Origin of the sequence: Pseudomonas sp. B21-035 (assembly GCF_024748945.1) — a bacterium.
In the GTDB taxonomy this organism is placed as follows: domain Bacteria; phylum Pseudomonadota; class Gammaproteobacteria; order Pseudomonadales; family Pseudomonadaceae; genus Aquipseudomonas.
This window is the reverse complement of sequence record NZ_CP087179.1, coordinates 5,004,524-5,022,201: the sequence shown is the minus strand read 5'-3', so window position 1 is coordinate 5,022,201 and position 17,678 is coordinate 5,004,524. Positions and strand designations below refer to the sequence as shown.

The 17,678-nt window shown below is 63.9% G+C and carries 16 protein-coding genes; 5 read left to right on the top strand and 11 right to left on the bottom strand.

Annotation, left to right across the window (positions count from 1 at the left end):
- Positions 1-39 precede the first annotated feature (39 nt).
- The 10 genes from pgi to dksA form a co-directional block, all read right to left on the bottom strand.
- Positions 40-1,704: a glucose-6-phosphate isomerase gene (pgi, locus tag LOY22_RS22925; protein WP_045199707.1), complete on the bottom strand. Its 1,665-nt coding sequence runs from the start codon at positions 1,702-1,704 to the stop codon at positions 40-42.
- 126 nt (positions 1,705-1,830) lie between these two features.
- Positions 1,831-2,688, bottom strand: coding sequence for a pantoate--beta-alanine ligase (gene panC / locus LOY22_RS22920; protein WP_045199706.1), 858 nt, complete (start codon positions 2,686-2,688; stop codon positions 1,831-1,833).
- Entirely contained in the window at positions 2,685-3,485 is an 801-nt protein-coding gene (gene panB / locus LOY22_RS22915) for a 3-methyl-2-oxobutanoate hydroxymethyltransferase (RefSeq protein WP_045199705.1), read from the bottom strand. The genes panC and panB overlap by 4 nt, the downstream gene beginning before the upstream one ends.
- Positions 3,486-3,737: 252 nt before the next feature.
- Positions 3,738-4,214 carry a 2-amino-4-hydroxy-6-hydroxymethyldihydropteridine diphosphokinase gene (gene folK, locus LOY22_RS22910; RefSeq protein WP_093379337.1) on the bottom strand — a complete coding sequence of 159 codons (477 nt, stop codon included), beginning with the start codon at positions 4,212-4,214 and terminating at the stop codon, positions 3,738-3,740.
- Between the two features lie 3 nt (positions 4,215-4,217).
- Positions 4,218-5,606: a polynucleotide adenylyltransferase PcnB gene (locus LOY22_RS22905; RefSeq protein WP_045199703.1), complete on the bottom strand. Its 1,389-nt coding sequence runs from the start codon at positions 5,604-5,606 to the stop codon at positions 4,218-4,220.
- A 707-nt stretch (positions 5,607-6,313) separates the two neighbouring features.
- Positions 6,314-7,750: a sigma-54 dependent transcriptional regulator gene (locus tag LOY22_RS22900; RefSeq protein WP_045199702.1), complete on the bottom strand. Its 1,437-nt coding sequence runs from the start codon at positions 7,748-7,750 to the stop codon at positions 6,314-6,316.
- A 22-nt stretch (positions 7,751-7,772) separates the two neighbouring features.
- Positions 7,773-10,727, bottom strand: a complete 2,955-nt coding sequence (locus LOY22_RS22895) for a sensor histidine kinase (RefSeq protein WP_176794212.1) — start codon at positions 10,725-10,727, stop codon at positions 7,773-7,775.
- A complete protein-coding gene (locus LOY22_RS22890; protein WP_003250005.1) occupies positions 10,711-10,887 on the bottom strand; it encodes a hypothetical protein in 177 nt (58 codons plus the stop codon). Before LOY22_RS22890 ends, LOY22_RS22895 begins: the two co-directional genes overlap by 17 nt.
- A gap of 137 nt (positions 10,888-11,024) precedes the next feature.
- Positions 11,025-11,912 carry a tRNA glutamyl-Q(34) synthetase GluQRS gene (gene gluQRS / locus LOY22_RS22885; RefSeq protein ID WP_258594956.1) on the bottom strand — a complete coding sequence of 296 codons (888 nt, stop codon included), beginning with the start codon at positions 11,910-11,912 and terminating at the stop codon, positions 11,025-11,027.
- Between the two features lie 61 nt (positions 11,913-11,973).
- Complete coding sequence (gene dksA, locus LOY22_RS22880; protein ID WP_045199697.1) at positions 11,974-12,417, bottom strand: RNA polymerase-binding protein DksA; 444 nt, start codon at positions 12,415-12,417, stop codon at positions 11,974-11,976.
- Between the two features lie 245 nt (positions 12,418-12,662).
- Here dksA and LOY22_RS22875 point away from each other — a divergent pair, with 245 nt between their 5' ends.
- Both LOY22_RS22875 and sfsA read left to right on the top strand, forming a co-directional pair.
- Positions 12,663-13,835 carry a pyridoxal phosphate-dependent aminotransferase gene (locus LOY22_RS22875; protein ID WP_258594953.1) on the top strand — a complete coding sequence of 391 codons (1,173 nt, stop codon included), beginning with the start codon at positions 12,663-12,665 and terminating at the stop codon, positions 13,833-13,835.
- Positions 13,835-14,548 carry a DNA/RNA nuclease SfsA gene (gene sfsA, locus LOY22_RS22870; RefSeq protein WP_045199693.1) on the top strand — a complete coding sequence of 238 codons (714 nt, stop codon included), beginning with the start codon at positions 13,835-13,837 and terminating at the stop codon, positions 14,546-14,548. Before LOY22_RS22875 ends, sfsA begins: the two co-directional genes overlap by 1 nt.
- Here sfsA and LOY22_RS22865 read toward each other — a convergent pair.
- Entirely contained in the window at positions 14,538-14,855 is a 318-nt protein-coding gene (locus tag LOY22_RS22865; protein WP_045199691.1) for a Rieske 2Fe-2S domain-containing protein, read from the bottom strand. The two genes, sfsA and LOY22_RS22865, sit on opposite strands and share 11 nt — an antisense overlap.
- Before the next feature lie 153 nt (positions 14,856-15,008).
- On the opposite strand from LOY22_RS22865, the gene LOY22_RS22860 reads away from it, so the two are divergent.
- The 3 genes from LOY22_RS22860 to LOY22_RS22850 are packed head-to-tail and all read left to right on the top strand — an operon-like array spanning position 15,009 to position 17,676.
- A complete protein-coding gene (locus LOY22_RS22860) occupies positions 15,009-15,875 on the top strand; it encodes a hemin ABC transporter substrate-binding protein (RefSeq protein WP_258594950.1) in 867 nt (288 codons plus the stop codon).
- Positions 15,876-15,925: 50 nt separating this feature from the next.
- Positions 15,926-16,909 carry an iron ABC transporter permease gene (locus tag LOY22_RS22855; RefSeq protein WP_176794317.1) on the top strand — a complete coding sequence of 328 codons (984 nt, stop codon included), beginning with the start codon at positions 15,926-15,928 and terminating at the stop codon, positions 16,907-16,909.
- Positions 16,909-17,676: a heme ABC transporter ATP-binding protein gene (locus LOY22_RS22850; RefSeq protein WP_045199685.1), complete on the top strand. Its 768-nt coding sequence runs from the start codon at positions 16,909-16,911 to the stop codon at positions 17,674-17,676. Before LOY22_RS22855 ends, LOY22_RS22850 begins: the two co-directional genes overlap by 1 nt.
- Positions 17,677-17,678: the final 2 nt, after the last annotated feature.

The window sequence follows — 17,678 nt, the reverse complement described above, 5'->3', positions numbered from 1 at the left end:
CCCCGGCCGTGTTCGTTCGGCCAGGGGCAGCGCGGGCGGTCAACCGCGGTGACGGCTGCGGAAGAAGTTGATCAGGCCCTGGGTCGAGGCGTCTTCGGCAGGCTCTTCAATGCCGCCGGTCAGGCGCTGGTAGACGCCCTTGCCGAGCTCCTTGCCCAGCTCCACGCCCCACTGGTCGAAGGCGTTGATACCCCAGATGACGCTTTGCACGAATACCTTGTGCTCGTACATCGCCACCAGTGCGCCAAGACGCCGTGGGCTGATGCGCTCGACCACCAGGGTATTGCTCGGGCGGTTGCCCGGAATCACCTTGTGCGGTGCCAGCTTCTGGATCTCGGCTTCGGCCATGCCTTTGTCACGCAGCTCGGCTTCGGCTTCGCTGCGGGTCTTGCCCAGCATCAGCGCCTGGCTCTGCGACAGGCAGTTGGCGTACAGCCACTGGTGATGGTCGGCGACCGGGTTGAAGCTGACCACCGGGACGATGAAGTCGGCCGGAATCAGCTGGGTGCCCTGATGCAGCAACTGGTGGTAGGCATGCTGGCCGTTGCAACCCACGCCGCCCCAGATGACCGGGCCGGTGTCGTGGTTGACCGGCGTGCCGTCCTGGCGGACGCTCTTGCCGTTGGATTCCATGTCCAGCTGCTGCAGGTGCTTGGTGATGTTACGCAGGTAGTGGTCGTACGGCAGGATCGCGTGGCTTTGCGCGCCCCAGAAGTTGCCGTACCACACGCCGAGCAAGGCCAGCAGCACCGGCATGTTCTGTTCGAACGGCGCGTTCTGGAAGTGCTGGTCCATGGTGTAGGCACCGGACAGCAGTTCCTTGAAGTTGGCGGTACCGATGGCCAGCGCAATCGGCAAGCCGATGGCTGACCACAGCGAGTAACGCCCGCCGACCCAGTCCCACATCGGGAAAATGTTTTCTTCACGGATGCCGAAGGCCACGGCGGCGGCCTTGTTGCTGGAAACAGCGATGAAGTGCTTGTACAGCTCGGCTTCCGAGCCACCCTGGGCCAGGTACCAGGCGCGGGCGGCCTGGGCGTTCTTCAGGGTTTCAAGGGTGTTGAACGATTTCGACGAGACGATGAACAACGTGGTTTCGGCGCGCAGCTTGGCCGACAGCTCGTGGAACTCGCTGCCGTCGATGTTCGCCAGGTAATGGCAGCGCACGCCGCGCTGGGCGTAAGGCAGCAGGGCTTCGGAGACCAGCTCGGGGCCGAGGAACGAGCCACCGATGCCGATGTTGACCACGTCGGTGATCGGCTTCTCGCTGTAGCCGCGCCACAGGCCATCATGGATGCGGCCAACCAGCTCGGTCACCTGGTTGAGGACCTTGTGCACCTCGGGCATCACGTTGACGCCGTTGACGCTCAGCTTGTCGCCCACCGGGCGGCGGAGGGCGGTATGCAGGGCCGGGCGGCCTTCGGAGGCGTTAAGGATTTCGCCGGCGAACAGGCCCTTGATGGCCTCTTGCAGACCGACCTCGTTGGCCAGGCCCACCAGCAGCTCGCGGGTCTGGGCGTTGATCAGGTTTTTCGAGTAGTCGAGGAACAGCCCGCAGGTGCTCAGGGAGAATTCTTCGAAGCGCTTTGGCTCGGCAGTGAATGCGTCGCGCATGCTGAAGTCCTGCATGGCTTCGCGGTGTTGCTGGAGCGCCTGCCAGGCGGGCAGGGCGGTAACATCATGAGGGGTGCGGTAATACGCCATCGCTGCAGGTTTCCTTATTGCGTGAACTGCCTTGGACACTGAAAACAGCGCCCCGTTTGCAGGCTGATGCCAATTATAGGCATGCAGCCTGCGTTACAGGGAGAGGCAGCTCAGCGGGCGACCGGGTTACTTGTCGTCAAGGTTCAGGTGCAGGTTGTCGATCAGGCGGGTAGCGCCGAGGAAGGCGGCTACCAGGATCACCAGATCGCGGTCTTCAGGCGTCGCCGGGCGCAGGCTCAGGGCCTGGCGGACTTCCAGGTAGTCCGGGCGAAAGCCTGCTGCAGCCAGTTGCTGCTGGCCGTTGGCGATAAGCGCCGGGTAGTCGCGTTCGCCTTGCTCGATGGCGGCGGCCATCTGGCTCAGCAGGCGATACAGCGCTGGCGCCGTGGCGCGCTGCTCGTTGCTCAGGTAACCGTTGCGCGACGACAGCGCCAGGCCGTCTTCGGCGCGCACGGTCGGCTCGCCGATGATCTGGATCGGCATGTTCAGGTCGCGCACCAGCGCGCGGATTACCGCCAGTTGCTGGAAGTCTTTCTGGCCAAATACCGCCAGGTCCGGCTGGACCATGTTGAACAGCTTGCTGACCACCGTCGCCACGCCTTCAAAGTGGCCTGGACGGCTGGCACCACAGAGCCCGTCTGACAGCTGCGGGACGCTGACCCGGGTCTGCCCGGCCATGCCGTCGGGGTACATTTCTTCGACCGTGGGGGCGAACAGCAGGTGGCAGCCGGCCTGGAGCAGTTTCTCCTGGTCGGCGGCGAGGGTCCGCGGGTACTTGTCGAGGTCTTCGCTGGGGCCGAACTGCAGCGGGTTGACGAAGATGCTGGCGACGACGAAGTCGACCCGTTGCGCGGCCTTGGTCACCAGCGCGGCATGGCCGCTGTGCAGGTTGCCCATGGTCGGCACGAAGCCGATGCGTTTGCCCTCACTGCGCGCCCGCGCCACGGCGGCGCGCAGTTCGAGGACGGTCTTGACTGTATTCATGCACTGAACCCGTGTTCGCTGGCGGGGAAGCTGACTTCCTTGACGGCGGTTACATAAGCCTTGAGCGCACCTTGAATGTCGCTCTGGCCGGCCATGAAGTTCTTCACGAACTTCGGTACCCGGCCGGTCAGCGACAGGCCGAGCATGTCGTGCAGCACCAGGACCTGGCCGTCGGTGGCGCTACCGGCACCAATACCGATGACCGGAATGCTCACCGCCTGGGTGATTTCGGCGGCAAGTTCGGTCGGCACGCACTCGAGCAGCAACATGGCCGCGCCGGCTTGCTCCAGGGCGATGGCGTCGGCACGCATCTGCCGGGCCTGGTTTTCCTGGCGGCCCTGGACCTTGTAGCCACCGAGGATGTTCACGGTTTGCGGGGTCAGGCCCATGTGCGCGCACACCGGCACGCCACGTTCGGCCAGCAGGCGGATGGTCTCCGCCAGCCAGGCGGCGCCTTCGACCTTGACCATGTGCGCGCCGGCTTGCATCAGCGCGCCGCTGTTGGCGAACGCCTGCTCGGTGGTGGCGCAGGCCATGAACGGCAGGTCGGCAAGAATCAGCGCACCTTCGTTGCCGCGTTTGACGCAGGCAGTGTGATAGGCCATCTCGGCATTGGTTACTGGCAAGGTGCTGTCATGGCCCTGGAGGACCATGCCCAGGGAGTCACCCACCAGCAATACTTCCACGCCGGCACGGCTGGCGGCCTGGGCAAAGGTCGCGTCGTAGCAGGTCAGCATGGTTATTTTCTCACCCTTGGCCTTGAGGCTCTGCAGGGTGGTCAGGGTTACTTCTGGCATGAAAAGGAATCCTCGTTCAGGCGCTGTGAAAAACGACTGCGTACAACGCGTGTATTCATCTTCTGGAACAGCACATCATCGATCGTGGTGTTTGAATTACGACCTGTTCCAGGCCTATATACGCCTTTTTGCGACGCTCGGGGCGCCACGGGACGCCTATAGTCGTGAGCGAGGGGGCTGAAGTCAATTACCCTGTTACCGCATTGTTACTAATGCGCTGTTACGGGCGTTACCGGCTGGGGGAGCGCCCGGCTACAGGCGCTCGAGGCCGACGAACGGGCAATCTGCCAGTAATTGGGACAGGGGCCTTTGATCGGCCAGGCAGAAGTCTTCGGGTACCAGCTCGGCCAGCGGGTAGAGGACGAACGGTCGCGCCTGCATGTGGTAATGCGGCACTTTCAGGCGTGGCACATCGATGACCTGGTCGCCGTACAGCAGGATATCCAGGTCGAGGGTGCGCGGGCCCCAGCGCTCTTTGCGCTCGCGGCCCTGATCGGCCTCAATGGCCTGCAGCGCATCGAGCAGCTCAAGCGGCGCGAGGGCGGTATCCAGCGCTGCCACGGCGTTGGTGTAGCGCGGCTGCCCGGGCGATAGCGATTCGCTGCTGTAGAAAGCCGAAACCCCGGCCAGGGCGCTTTCATGCAACTGCCCCAGCGCCTCGACGGCGCTGCGCAATTGCTGCTCGGGATCGGCCAGGTTGCTGCCCAGGCCAATGAAGGCGCGGACCATCGGTTACTCGCCTGCAGCGCCGTCGGCGCGCTTGCGTTTGCTCGGGCTGCGCTTGCGTTTGCGCGGGCCGGCACCGGCGCCTTCGTCACGGCTGCCGAGCTCACGAATCATGTCGCGGCGCTCGCTGTCGTTGCAGTCCTGGTAGTCGGTCCACCATTGGCCGAGGCCATCGGTTTCTTCGCCCGCGCTTTCACGCAGCAGCAGGAAGTCGTAACCGGCGCGGAAACGCGGGTTGTCGAGCAACAGGTCGGCACGCTTGCCGCTGCGCCGTGGCAGGCGCTCCTGCATGTCCCAGATCTCGCGGATCGGCATGGTGAAGCGCTTGGGGATCGCAATGCGCTGGCATTGTTCGGCGATCAGCTCGTGGGCGGCTTCGTTCATCGCCGGGATCGGTGGCATGCCACGGCTCTGCAGGCGCAGGGCGCGACCCGGCAGGGCTGGCCAGAGCATCGCGGCGAACAGGAAGGCCGGAGTCACCGGCTTGCCCTGCTTGACGCGCAGGTCGGTGTTGATCAAAGCCTGGCTGATCAGGGTATGGGTGTAGGTCGGGTGTTCTTCGAGCGCTTCGGCACTGGCCGGGAACAGCGGGTTGAACAACTCCAGGTCGACGAGCATTTCAAAGGTGTCGGCAGCCTGCCCGGAGAGGAACAGCTTGAGCGATTCTTCGAACAGGCGCGCCGCCGGGATCTCGCGCAGCATCGGCGCCAGTTGGCGAATCGGCTGCACGGTGTGCTTCTCGATACCGAAGTTGAGCTTGGCGGCGAAACGCACAGCACGCAGCATGCGCACCGGGTCTTCCTGGTAGCGCTGGGTCGGGTCGCCGATCAGGCGGATCAGGCGGTTGCGGATGTCGTGTACGCCGTTGGCGTAGTCGAGGATGCGCTCGCTGACCGGATCGTAATACAGGGCGTTGATGGTGAAGTCGCGGCGTTGGGCGTCTTCTTCCAGGGTGCCGTAGACGTTGTCGCGCAAAATTCGCCCACTCTCGTTACGCGACGAGGTGTGGCTGTTCTCTTCTTCGCTTTCCGGGTGGTTGGCGCGGAAGGTGGCGACTTCGATGATTTCACGGCCGAAATGGATGTGAACCAGCTTGAAACGGCGACCGATGATACGGGCGTTACGAAATTCGCCGCGGACCTGTTCAGGGGTGGCGCTGGTGGCGACGTCGAAGTCCTTGGGGGTGATGCCCAGGAGCTGGTCGCGTACGCAGCCACCGACCAGGTAGGCCTGGTAGCCAGCGTTTTGCAGGCGCTCGACGATGTTCACCGCGTGGCGGCTGAACTGGCCACGTTGCAGCGAATGTTGACCACTATTGATCACTTCGGGCGTGGTGCGGATATGGTGCTGGCCACGCACGGTAGGACGGAATGACTGGAACAGCTTCTTCAGCATGGGATGCACTGTTTGAAGGAATGTTCGGCCAAAAACGAAGAATGGCCGCATGATGGGCGGGGATTCTAGCATTTACTCGGTGGATGGTGTAGGCGGTCGCGTCGGACGACGCGCGGGCAGGCTGGGGCGGCAGAAACTACAAGGGGAGCCGAAGCTCCCCAAGAAGTAGTTGCGTGCTCTTATTGTTTTTTTGCCGGGCTTCTTGTTTTTGTTGAGTGCCCTGCCCACAAAAAAAGCTTGTGGGCGGTCTCCCTAACCGGGATCAAGAGCAAACGGATTGCTTTGGTCGCTGAGGTTGCAATGATCATGCGATCCAACCAGTTCAGGCCCTGCTTGAGTGCAGTTTTTATTGTTCTCTGCCTGGTTGTGGGGCAAGCCCCAAATACAACTCCTCTCCAAAAGAATCAGTTAGCTGCGCCTCCGCCGTCTTGTTCTTATTGTGCGTGAGCCGATTCGTCTTATTTTTATTGTCTTTTGCAGTGCTTGTTATTGTTCTTGTACCAAACATATAGCAGGTGCCGTGCCAACTTTTGCAAAGCCCAGTAAAACAAGGGCTTGGAGCGGTTTTGCGGGGTTCGCGGGGCGAAAAAAAACCGGGGCTTCGTTACCGTAAGCCCCGGTTTTTGTTACGACTTCGTGCTGCGGTAACAGTTTGTCGCAAGGTGACAGTGTTACCGCCGCCCACCGTCGAAAACTGCTGAAACGCCTCAGCCTTCGCTGGTGGCCCCGCTCTTGCGCCGCGGGATACCCAGGCGCTGACGACGTTCCCACAGGCACTTGCGACTGACTCCGAGTTTGCGTGCAAGCTCGGTCTCGGTCATGTGGTCCTGGTGCTCGAGGACGAAATGCTGGAAGTAGTCCTCCAGCGACAGGTCTTCAGTCGGCTCGTGGCTGGTGTTGCTGGCATTGCTGCCGGTACCCGGCAGGCTGGCAAACGGATCGTCGTCTTCCAGATCGCTCAGTTCGATGTCGATGCCCAGCAGGTCGGCGGAAATTTCCGGGCTCTCGCAGAGGATTACCGCACGCTCCACGGCGTTTTCCAGCTCGCGCACGTTACCTGGCCAGGAGTAATGCCGGATCGCCTGCTCGGCGTCGTGGCCAAAGCGCAGGTCGTTACGCCCCACGCGCGCACTCTGGCGAGCGAGGAAGGCATTGGCGATCTCGTTGACGTCGGCGCCCCGCTCGCGCAGGGCGGGCAACTTGAGGGCGATGACGTGCAGGCGGTAGTAAAGGTCTTCGCGGAACTGGCCGACCTTGGCCAGGTTCTTAAGGTCGCGGTGGGTCGCGGCAATCAGGCGCACATCGACCTTTTGCGATTGCACCGAGCCGACCCGGCGAATCTCGCCTTCCTGCAGCACGCGCAACAGGCGGGCCTGGGCTTCGAGCGGTAGTTCGCCGATTTCGTCGAGGAACAGCGTACCGCCATCGGCGGCTTCGACCAGGCCGGCACGACCGGCGCTGGCACCGGTAAAGGCGCCTTTCTCGTGGCCGAACAGTTCCGATTCGATCAGGGTCTCGGGAATCGCCGCGCAGTTCACCGAGATCATCGGCGCCTTGGCGCGCCGCGAGAGGTTGTGCAGGGCGCGGGCCACCAGCTCTTTACCGGTACCCGACTCGCCCTGGATCAATACATTGGAATCGGTTGGCGCAACCTTGCGGATCTTGCCGTACAGGTCCTGCATCGGCGGGCAGGAACCGATGATGCCGATCTCGCCGTTGGCTGCAGTGCTGGCCGCCTTGTCGCCGGGCACCGCCTTGCCGTTGCCGCGCTCGGCCGGGGCGGCCGGCGCGTTCTGCCGGTCACGCAGGATGCGCGCCACGGCCTGGAGCATTTCGTCGTGATCGAACGGCTTGGCGATGTAGTCCACCGCGCCCATTTTCATCGAGTCGACGGCAGAGCGCAGGCTGGCGTAGCTGGTCATGATCAGCACCGGCGTGCCCTGGCCGAGCTTGATCAGTTCGGTGCCCGGTGCGCCGGGCAGGCGCAGGTCGCTGACAATCAGGTCGAAGGTCGCAATGCTGAAGCGTTCCTGGGCTTCCTGCACCGAGCCGGCCTCGCTGACCTGGTACTGGTTGCGCTCGAGCAGTCGGCGCAACGCCGAGCGGATGATGGTTTCGTCTTCGACGATCAGAATATGCGGCATTGATTCAATTCTCTCGACGGTCTCAGTTCACAGCGGACGTCGCTACGACATGGCGCGGCAGGGTCACTCGGATCCGGGTGCCGCGTTGGCTCTGGCTATCGGCCGGGCTGTCGATGGTGATTTGTCCATAATGCTCTTCCACGATGGAATAGACCAGAGCAAGCCCCAGTCCGGTGCCTTCGCCCGGGTCCTTGGTGGTGAAGAAGGGTTCGAACAGACGATCCATGATGTTTTTCGGGATGCCGCTGCCTTCGTCCTCGACGATCAGGTCGACGGTATGCTCGCTGGCTTCGCTCTTGACCCGCACGGCACTGCCGGGCGGGGAGGCGTCGCGGGCGTTGGACAGCAGGTTGATCAGCACCTGGGCCAGGCGTTGCGGGTCGCCCTCGACCCAGTGGTCCGGGTCGCACAGGTTGAAGAACTGTACTTCGAAATTGCGCCGGTTCAAGGCCAGCAGACCGATGGCGTCCTGGGCCACTTCGGCCAGGCACACCGGCTCGTCGCTGTGCTGGTGGCTGCCGGCATGGGCAAAGCTCATCAGCGACTGGACGATGCGCGAGATGCGTTTGGTCTGCTCCAGGATCTGGCTGCTCAGCTCGGTGATCTCGCCGTCCTCTTCGCGCTCTTCGCGCAGGTTCTGCGCAAGGCAGGCGATACCGGTGACCGGGTTGCCGATCTCGTGGGCCACCCCGGCAGCCAGGCGGCCGATGCTGGCCAGGCGCTCGGAGTGCACCAGCTTGTCTTCCAGGGCCTGGGTTTCGGTGAGGTCTTCAACCAGCAGCACCAGGCCGCTGTTACCCGGTGCCAGTGGCTCGTCGATGGCCGCCTTGTGCAGGTTCAGCCAGCGGGTCTGGCCATCGAGGCCCAGGCGTTGTTTGTGCAAGTGTTCGTCGGGCACGTTGATGAAGCCCAAAAGCAGGCCGCGCCAGGGGTCGGCAATGGTGGTCAGGCGCGAGCCGACCACGCGCTTGGCGGGGATGCCGGTGAGCTCTTCCATGGCCTTGTTCCACATCAGGATCTCCTGGTCCTTGGCCAGCGAGCAGACGCCCATCGGCAACTCCTGCAGGGTCTGGCGGTGGTAACGGCGCAGGGCATCGAGCTCGGCGGCAAGGCCGGTCAGGCGCGAGTGGTAGTCTTCCAGACGGCTTTCGATGAAGTGGATGTCTTCGGTCACGTAGTTTTCGTTACCGGACTTGTAGGGCAGGAAGGTCTCGACCATGTCCTGGGCCACACTCGGGCCCATCAGCCCCGACAGGTTGGCCTCGATGCGGTCGCGCAGGCGGCGCAGGGCATACGGGCGGCGCTCGTCGAACGGCAGGTAGAGGTCGCGCAGGGCCTGTTCCACTTCCTTCTGCGCAGCCTTGGCACCTAGCGGCTTGGCCAGTTGCGTGGCGAATTCCTGCGGCGAGGCCGCGTGCAGCTCACGGCGCTGCGGGCGGCGCACGTTATCCACCGCGCAGGCCTCGGCGGCGCTGACTTCTTCACTGCTGGCGTTGGTGAACAGCGAGATCAGGGTAAACAGCAGCACGTTGGCGGCCAGCGAGGCGATCGCAGCCATGTGCCAACTGGTGTCGTCGAGCACATAGATCATGTTCAGCAGCGGGATGTAGAAGCCTTGCAGGTTGCCCACCAGCGGCAACAGCATGGTCACCATCCACACCAGGATCCCCGCCAGCAGGCCGGCAATGAAGCCGCGGCGGTTGGCGGTCGGCCAGTACAGCACCGAGAGCACGCCCGGCAGGAACTGCAAGGTGGCGACGAAGGCGACGATGCCGAGGTTGGCCAGGTCCTGCTGGCTGCCCAGGGTCAGGTAGAAGCCGAAACCGGCGGCGATGATGGCGACGATCAGCGCCCGCCGGGTCCATTTCAGCCAGCGGTAGATGTTGCCCTCGGCCGGTGGCTGGTACAGCGGCAGCACCAGGTGGTTGAGGGCCATGCCCGAAAGCGCCAGGGTGGTGACGATGATCAGCCCGCTGGAGGCCGAGAGCCCACCGATATAGGCCAATAGCGCCAGTGCCTGGTTGTTGGCGGCGATGCCCAGGCCCAGGGTGAAGTATTCCGGGCTGGTGCTGGCGCCCATTTTCAGGCCGGCCCAGAGAATCAATGGCACCGCCAGGCTCATCAGCAGCAGGAACAGCGGCAGGCCCCAACTGGCGCTGACCAGCGAGCGCGGGTTGAGGTTTTCGGTAAAGGCCATGTGGTACATGTGCGGCATGACGATGGCCGAGGCGAAGAACACCAGCAGCAGCGTGCGCCATGGGCCTTCCTGCAAGGGGGTGTGCAGGGCGGCGAGGGCGGTCTGGTTCTGCAGCAGCCAGACTTCCAGCTCATGCGGGCCGCCAAACACGCCGTACAGCGCATACAGGCCAATGCCGCCGAGGGCCAGCAGCTTGATCACCGATTCGAAGGCAATGGCGAACACCAGGCCCTCGTGTTTCTCCCGGGTAGCGATGTGCCGCGAACCGAAGAAAATGGTGAACAGGGTGATCAATGCGCAAAAGGCAAAGGCGACCCGCGCCTTGACCGGTTCGCCGGTCAGAATGCTGATCGAGTCGGCCACCGCCTGGATCTGCAGGGCCAGCAGCGGCAGCACGCCGATCAACATGAAGATGGTGGTCAGCGCCCCGGCCCAGGTACTGCGAAAGCGGAAGGCGATCAGGTCGGCCAGCGACGACAATTGGTAAGTGCGGGTGATCTTCAGGATCGGGTACAGCAGCACCGGTGCCAGCAGAAAGGCCCCGGACACCCCCAGGTAACAGGCGAGAAAGCCGTAGCCGTATTGGTAGGCCAGGCCCACCGAGCCATAAAAGGCCCAGGCACTGGCATAGACGCCCAGCGACAGGGTGTAGGTCAGCGGGTGGCGGATGATCGAGCGCGGGATCATCCCGCGTTCGCTGACCCAGGCCACGCCGAACAGCACCAGCAGGTAGGCGGCGCTGATCAGGATCATCTGGGTCAGGCTAAAGCTCATCGGCATCACGTTGGCTCTGCAGGATAAAGGTCACGACGATCAGGATCAGCCAGAGCAGGTAAGGGCGATACCAGGCTCCGGTTGGCTCGATCCACCAGTCCATGATGGCCGGGGAGAACAGGTAGATCCCCACGACCAGAAGCAGGACCAAACGATAGATATACATGCTGGCCTCAAAGGTTAGGGCGCTGCGGCTTGGACTTATTATTGGCGCAAATGGCTGCGGCGATGGTAACGGGCTTGTGGGTTTTTGCCAAAGAATTGAATTTACTGGGCTTTCTGTGGGGCCGGGCCCCCCAGGGATCAGTGCAGATCGGCCTCGGGCACGCTCAGGCACCGGGGCAGGGCGTCGGGGTTCCAGTGCAATGCGGCATGCGCCAGCACTTCGCCCGGGGTACCGTACTCCATGCCTGCTTCGGTCTTTTGCCCCAGTGCGCGCAGGGCGCGCAGCAGCAGGGGCGTGGCCTGGTCGGCGGCCAGTGGTGGCGAGCGGTAGGACTTGCCCAGCTTGTGCCCGTCAGGCTGCACGATCAGCGGCACGTGCAGGTAACGCGGCTGCGACAGCCCCAGCAGTTCCTGCAGGTACAGCTGGCGCGGGGTGTTATCCAGCAGGTCGGCGCCGCGCACGATATCGGTCACACCCTGCCAGGCATCATCAAGCACCACCGCCAGTTGATAAGCGTACAGGCCATCGCGACGGCGAATGACAAAGTCACCCACCTCACGGCCCAGGTGCTGTTCGAAACGGCCCTGCACGCGGTCATCGAAATGGTAGGCCAGCTCCGGCACCCGCACGCGGATGGCGGCGCCTTCGCAGGCATGCCCGGCATTGCGGCACAGGCCCGGGTAAACGCCGTTGTAGCCTTCGAGTTGCTTGCGCGAGCAGGTGCAGGCGTAGGCCAGGCCCTGGCGGAACAGGCGTTCGAGCACTTCGGCATAGGCCGCGTGGCGCTGGCTTTGGTAGACCACCTCGCCGTCCCATTCCAGGCCGTAGCTTTCCAGGGTTTGCAGAATGGCGGCCTGGGCGCCGGGAGCTTCGCGGGGCGGGTCGATGTCTTCCATGCGCACCAGCCATGTGCCGCCGACTGCCCGGGCATCCAGCCACGAGGCCAGGGCCGCGACCAGCGAACCAAAGTGCAGAAATCCACTGGGCGTGGGGGCGAAGCGTCCGATGTAGCGGGAGTCGTTCATGGCGAGCAGGTATGAAAATGAAACGGGGCGCCTGATGCGCCCCGTTCGGATGGGAGAAGGATCAGCCTTTGCCGACCGTTTTTTCTTTCTTCTCCGCGATTTCCTTGCAGTCAAAGCACAGGTCCGCGGTAGGGCGGGCTTCCAGTCGGCGAAGACCGATTTCAACGCCGCAGGCGTCGCACCAGCCGTATTCTTCGTCTTGGATCTTCTGCAGGGTTTTGTCGATTTTCTTGATCAGCTTGCGCTCGCGATCGCGGTTGCGCAGTTCAAGGGCAAATTCTTCTTCCTGGCTGGCGCGGTCGGCGGGGTCCGGGAAATTGGCCGCCTCGTCCTTCATGTGGTCCACAGTCCGGTCCACACTGGTCATCAGCTCCTGCTTCCAGGCACCCAGGAGTTTGACGAAGTGCTTGCGCATGGGATCGCCCATGTACTCTTCACCCTTGGTTACCTGATAGGGCTCGACACCGTACATGGTCTGAGTTTTTTGCTTTTCTAGGGTGGACATGAATAGACCGCCTCTCACTTTTCTAATCCATTGCGCAGGCTGCTCCATCTCCGGCGCCCGCCGGCCCTGCGACTGCGAGCCGCCGAACTTACCAGATCGAATCGGGGTGCGCTACTCCCGGTTGTCAAGGCCAGGGCAACGCTACCTGGCCTTGATGATCTTTGCAGTGGACCGCAGCTTTTGCCACACGTTCGACCCCGCGCGTGGGTAGAATCATTATTCTAGACCCTTTTGAGAGAAGGCTAATGGCCCAGCCCTACAGTGCGCGCAGCCGCGCCATCGAACCTTTCCACGTGATGGCCCTGCTGGCCCGCGCCAACGAGCTGCAAGCGAGCGGCTGCGACGTGATCCACCTGGAAATCGGCGAACCGGATTTCACCACCGCCGCGCCGATCATCGAGGCCGGCCAGGCCGCACTGGCCCAGGGGCATACCCGTTATACCGCTGCCCGCGGGCTGCCGGCGCTGCGCGAAGCGATTGCCGGGTTCTACCAGCAGCGCTACGGGCTGAGCATCGACCCGCAGCGCATCCTCATCACCCCGGGCGGTTCCGGCGCCTTGCTGCTGGCCGCCAGCCTGTTGGTCGACCCGGGCAAGCACTGGCTGCTGGCCGACCCCGGCTACCCGTGCAACCGGCATTTTTTGCGCCTGGTCGAAGGCGCCGCGCAACTGGTGCCGGTGGGGCCAGAGGTGAATTATCAATTGACCGCCGATCTGGTCGAGCGCTACTGGGACCAGGACACCGTCGGCGCCCTGGTGGCGTCACCTGCCAACCCGACGGGGACGGTGCTCGATCGCGACCAACTTGCCGGCCTGTCGACCGCTACCCGCGCGCGCAATGGTCACCTGGTGGTGGACGAGATCTACCACGGCCTGACCTACGGCATGGATGCACCGAGCGTGCTGGAAGTCGACGACGAAGCCTTCGTCCTAAATAGTTTTTCCAAGTATTTCGGCATGACCGGCTGGCGCCTGGGCTGGCTGGTGGCGCCACCGGCTGCGGTGGCTGACCTCGAAAAGCTGGCGCAGAACCTCTACATCAGTGCCCCGAGCATGGCCCAGCATGCCGCCCTGGCGTGTTTCCAGCCTGGCACCCTGGCGATTCTCGAAGAACGTCGGGCCGAGTTCGCCCGCCGCCGCGATTTCCTCTTGCCGGCCTTGCGTGAGCTGGGCTTCAAGATAGCCGTAGAGCCACAGGGTGCCTTTTATCTGTACGCCGACATCAGCGCCTTTGGCGGCGATGCCTTTGCCTTCTGCCGGCACTTCCTCGAAACCGAGCACGTGGCCTTCACCCCGGGCCTGGACTTCGGTCGCCACCAGGCCGGGCACCATGTGCGCTTTGCCTACACCCAGAGCTTGCCGCGCCTGCAGGAGGCGGTCGAGCGGATTGCCCGCGGACTACGGAGCTGGCAAGGCTGATGCGCTTTTCTCCACCCCTTGAAACCGCACGTTTGCTGCGCCGCTACAAGCGCTTCCTGGCTGACATCGAGCTGGCCAGCGGCGAGCAAATGACCATCCATTGCCCCAACACCGGCTCGATGTTCAATTGCATGGTCGAGGGCGGCCAGGTCTGGTTCAGCCGCTCCAACGACCCTAAGCGCAAGCTGCCCGGCACCTGGGAAATCAGTGAAACCCCGCAGGGGCGCCTGGCCTGTGTCAACACCGGGCGCGCCAACGCGCTGGTGGAAGAAGCCTTGCGTGCTGGCGTCATCAGCGAACTGGCCGGGTTTACCGGGCTCAAGCGCGAAGTGGCTTACGGCGAGGAGAGCAGCCGGGTGGATTTTCGCCTGGAGTTTGCCGAAGGGCCGGCCTATGTCGAGGTCAAGAGCGTCACCCTGGGCTTTGACGACTCGGCAGTCGCCGCCTTCCCTGACGCCGTCACCCAGCGCGGTGCCAAGCACCTGCGCGAGCTGGCGACCCTGGCCCGCCAGGGTGTGCGCGCGGTGCAGCTATATTGTGTGAACCTCAGCGGGGTCGAAGCCGTACGCCCTGCCGACGAGATCGACAGCGCCTATGCCGATGCCCTGCGCGCAGCGGTGGCCGATGGCGTCGAAGTGCTTGCCTACGGCACGCGGATCGATGGCGAACAGGTTTATATCGATCGGCCTTTGCCGGTGTTGCTCAGTCGATAAGCCAGATGCCCTGGCTGTCTTCGCGACAGTTCAGGGCCGTCAATTGCTCGCCCTCGCAAGGGCCGGCCACGCATTCGCCGGACTCGATCAGAAACAGCGCGCCGTGGCGCCCGCAGGCAATCAGGCTGGCGCTGCTGTCGAGAAAGGCGTCAGGTTCCCAATTCAGGGGGATGCCACGATGAGGGCAGTGATTGCGGTACAGGTAGACTGTGCCCGCACGCCGGACCGCGAAAATCCCCAGGTCATTGACACTGAAGCCTCGGCTCTGGCCTTCGCCCAGGTGCTCGGAATGACAAAGAAAATGCATGGTGAGGGTTACTCGTAGTCACAGTGACGGCTTGACGTGCAAATGCAAATAATTATCAAATTGCCTGCGTCAGCCGTATCGGACGCTTTATACCGTGCGTCCCCGGCATTATCCACCCGGATTGCCGCTCCTCCTCATTCAAGGAAGCCTGTTATGCGCCCACGTGCCCGCCTGATCGCCCTGTGTGCCGGTCTTGTGTTCAACACCCTGGTCCAGGCCGACACCTTGCCGCAGCGCTGGGTCAGCGCCGGTGGGGCACTGAGCGAGTGGGTGGCGGCGCTGGGCGGTGAGCAGAAGCTGGTCGGGGTCGATACCACCAGTCAGCATCCGCAATCGCTCAAGGCCTTGCCGAGTATCGGTTATCAGCGCCAGCTGTCCGCCGAAGGGGTGCTGAGCCTGCGTCCGGATGTGCTGGTGGGCACCGAAGAAATGGGCCCGCCGCCGGTGCTCGCGCAAATCCGCGGCGCCGGGGTCAAGGTCGAACTGCTGTCGAGCAAGGCCGACCTGGGTGCGGTGGAAAGCAACCTGCAGCAACTGGGGCGCTTGCTCGGCAATGAGCAACAAGCCCGGCAACTGTTCGCCGACTACCGCCGGCAACTCGATGAGCTGCAGGGCAACATCAAGCAACTGCAAACCACCCAGGCCGCTCCCGGAGTGATTCTGCTGGTCGGTCATGCCGGCTCCAAACCGATGATCGCCGGCAAAGGCACCGCTGGCGACTGGTTGCTCAAACAGGCCGGTGCGCGCAACCTGGCGGATAACGAAGGCTACAAGAACTTCTCTGTCGAGGCCTTGGCAGCCCTTGACCCGGATGTGCTGGTGTTCGCCGACCGCAGCCTCAGCGGTGAGCAGGCCTTGCAGGCGCTGCTCAAGGAAAACCCGGCCCTGAATGCTTCGCGCGCCGCCCGTAACAAACGCCTGATCGAACTGGACCCGACTTTGCTGGTGGGGGGGCTCGGCCCGCGTCTGCCGGTTACCTTGCAGAACCTTTCCCACGCCTTTTACCCGACCGCGCAATGAACCGGCTGGTCAAGCCGCGCACGCTGTTCGTCACCCTGACGCTGCTGTGCCTGTTGGCGATCTGGTTGTCGCTGGCGCTGGGGCCGGTCAGCCTGCCGTTGTTCGATACCCTGCGCGCCGGAGCCCGGTTGATCGGGCTGCCGGTGGCCGGCGACGGGCTGGAGCAGGCCGAGCTGATCCTCGGCCAGATCCGCTTGCCACGGACCCTGCTGGGGTTGGCCGTGGGTGCCGTGCTGGCGCTGTCCGGGGTGGCGATGCAGGGGCTGTTTCGCAACCCGCTGGCCGACCCCGGCCTGGTCGGGGTGTCTGCGGGGGCCGCGCTCGGTGCGGCAGTGGCGATTGTCGGCGGCTCGTGGATGGGCGGTATTCCCGAGGCCTTCGGCCCTTATCTGTTATCGCTGTGTGCATTTCTTGGTGGCCTGGGGGTGACTGCGCTGGTGTATCGCCTGGGCCGGCGCGATGGCCAGACCAACGTGGCGACCATGCTCCTTGCCGGCATCGCCTTGACCGCCCTGGCCGGCGCGGCGGTAGGGCTGTTCACTTACCTGGCCGATGACGCCACCTTGCGCACCCTGACGTTCTGGAACCTGGGCAGCCTCAATGGCGCCAGTTACCAGCGCCTGTGGCCGCTGGTGCTGGTGACCGTGGGGGTCTCGCTGTGGCTGCCACGCCGGGCCCAGGCCTTGAATGCCTTGTTGCTGGGCGAGTCCGAAGCCCGTCACCTGGGCATCGAGGTCGAGAAGCTCAAGCGCGAACTGGTGTTCTGCACGGCGCTGGGGGTGGGCGCGGCAGTGGCGGCGGCGGGGCTGATCGGCTTTATCGGCCTGGTGGTGCCGCACCTGGTGCGTTTGCTGGCCGGGCCGGACCACCGCGTATTGCTGCCGGCATCTTTGTTGGCCGGGGCCTCGCTGTTGCTGTTCGCCGACCTGATCGCGCGCTTGGCGCTGGCACCTGCGGAGCTGCCGATCGGTATCGTTACCGCGTTCATCGGTGCGCCGTTCTTCCTCTATCTGCTGTTGCGGGGGCGTGCCTGATGCTGTGTGTCGAAAACCTGTCGCTGCGCCGTGGCGAAAACCAGGTCCTCAGCGATATCAGCCTGGCCCTGCAGCCCGGCCAGGTACTGGGCGTGCTGGGCCCCAACGGTGCCGGTAAAAGCAGCCTGCTCGGGGTGATGTGCGGTGAGTTGAATCCCAGCCACGGACGGGTGAGCCTGGATGACCGCGGGCTGTGCGACTGGCCCGGGCAGCAGCGGGCCCAGCGCCTGGCGGTGCTGCCGCAGGTGTCCAGTCTGGGCTTTGCCTTCAAGGTCGAAGAAGTGGTCGGCATGGGTCGCTTGCCGCATAAAACCGGTCTTGAGCGCGACCAGCAGATCATCGACGCGGCCCTACAGGCGGCCGATGCCGGCCACCTGCTCGGGCGCAGCTATCTGGCGCTCTCTGGTGGCGAGCGTCAGCGCGTGCACCTGGCGCGGGTACTGGCGCAGCTGTGGCCAGGCGAAGACGGGCGCATCCTGCTGCTCGACGAGCCGACCTCGATGCTCGACCCGCTGCACCAGCACACCACCTTGCAAGCGGTGCGCGAATTCGCCGATCGCGGCGCCGCGGTGATGGTCATCCTTCATGACCTGAACCTGGCGGCACGCTACTGTGATCGTATCCTCTTGCTCGAACAGGGTCGCAGCCATGCCCTGGATACCCCGCAGCAGGTATTGCGCCCCGATTCGCTCAAGGCGGTGTTCGGCATCGATGTGCTGGTCCAGCCTCACCCCGAGCGGGGGCACCCGCTGATCATCGCCCGTTAGGA

Coding starts and splice junctions, on each gene's coding strand:
- LOY22_RS22895 (WP_176794212.1), bottom strand. CDS start 10,727: ATGCCGATGAGCTTTAGCCTGACCCAGATGATCCTGATCAGCGCCGCC.
- LOY22_RS22860 (WP_258594950.1), top strand. CDS start 15,009: ATGCGCCCACGTGCCCGCCTGATCGCCCTGTGTGCCGGTCTTGTGTTC.
- LOY22_RS22905 (WP_045199703.1), bottom strand. CDS start 5,606: ATGCTGAAGAAGCTGTTCCAGTCATTCCGTCCTACCGTGCGTGGCCAG.
- pgi (WP_045199707.1), bottom strand. CDS start 1,704: ATGGCGTATTACCGCACCCCTCATGATGTTACCGCCCTGCCCGCCTGG.
- dksA (WP_045199697.1), bottom strand. CDS start 12,417: ATGTCCACCCTAGAAAAGCAAAAAACTCAGACCATGTACGGTGTCGAG.
- LOY22_RS22890 (WP_003250005.1), bottom strand. CDS start 10,887: ATGTATATCTATCGTTTGGTCCTGCTTCTGGTCGTGGGGATCTACCTG.
- LOY22_RS22850 (WP_045199685.1), top strand. CDS start 16,909: ATGCTGTGTGTCGAAAACCTGTCGCTGCGCCGTGGCGAAAACCAGGTC.
- sfsA (WP_045199693.1), top strand. CDS start 13,835: ATGCGCTTTTCTCCACCCCTTGAAACCGCACGTTTGCTGCGCCGCTAC.
- panB (WP_045199705.1), bottom strand. CDS start 3,485: ATGCCAGAAGTAACCCTGACCACCCTGCAGAGCCTCAAGGCCAAGGGT.
- panC (WP_045199706.1), bottom strand. CDS start 2,688: ATGAATACAGTCAAGACCGTCCTCGAACTGCGCGCCGCCGTGGCGCGG.
- LOY22_RS22865 (WP_045199691.1), bottom strand. CDS start 14,855: ATGCATTTTCTTTGTCATTCCGAGCACCTGGGCGAAGGCCAGAGCCGA.
- LOY22_RS22875 (WP_258594953.1), top strand. CDS start 12,663: ATGGCCCAGCCCTACAGTGCGCGCAGCCGCGCCATCGAACCTTTCCAC.
- gluQRS (WP_258594956.1), bottom strand. CDS start 11,912: ATGAACGACTCCCGCTACATCGGACGCTTCGCCCCCACGCCCAGTGGA.
- LOY22_RS22900 (WP_045199702.1), bottom strand. CDS start 7,750: ATGCCGCATATTCTGATCGTCGAAGACGAAACCATCATCCGCTCGGCG.
- folK (WP_093379337.1), bottom strand. CDS start 4,214: ATGGTCCGCGCCTTCATTGGCCTGGGCAGCAACCTGGCCGATCCCGAG.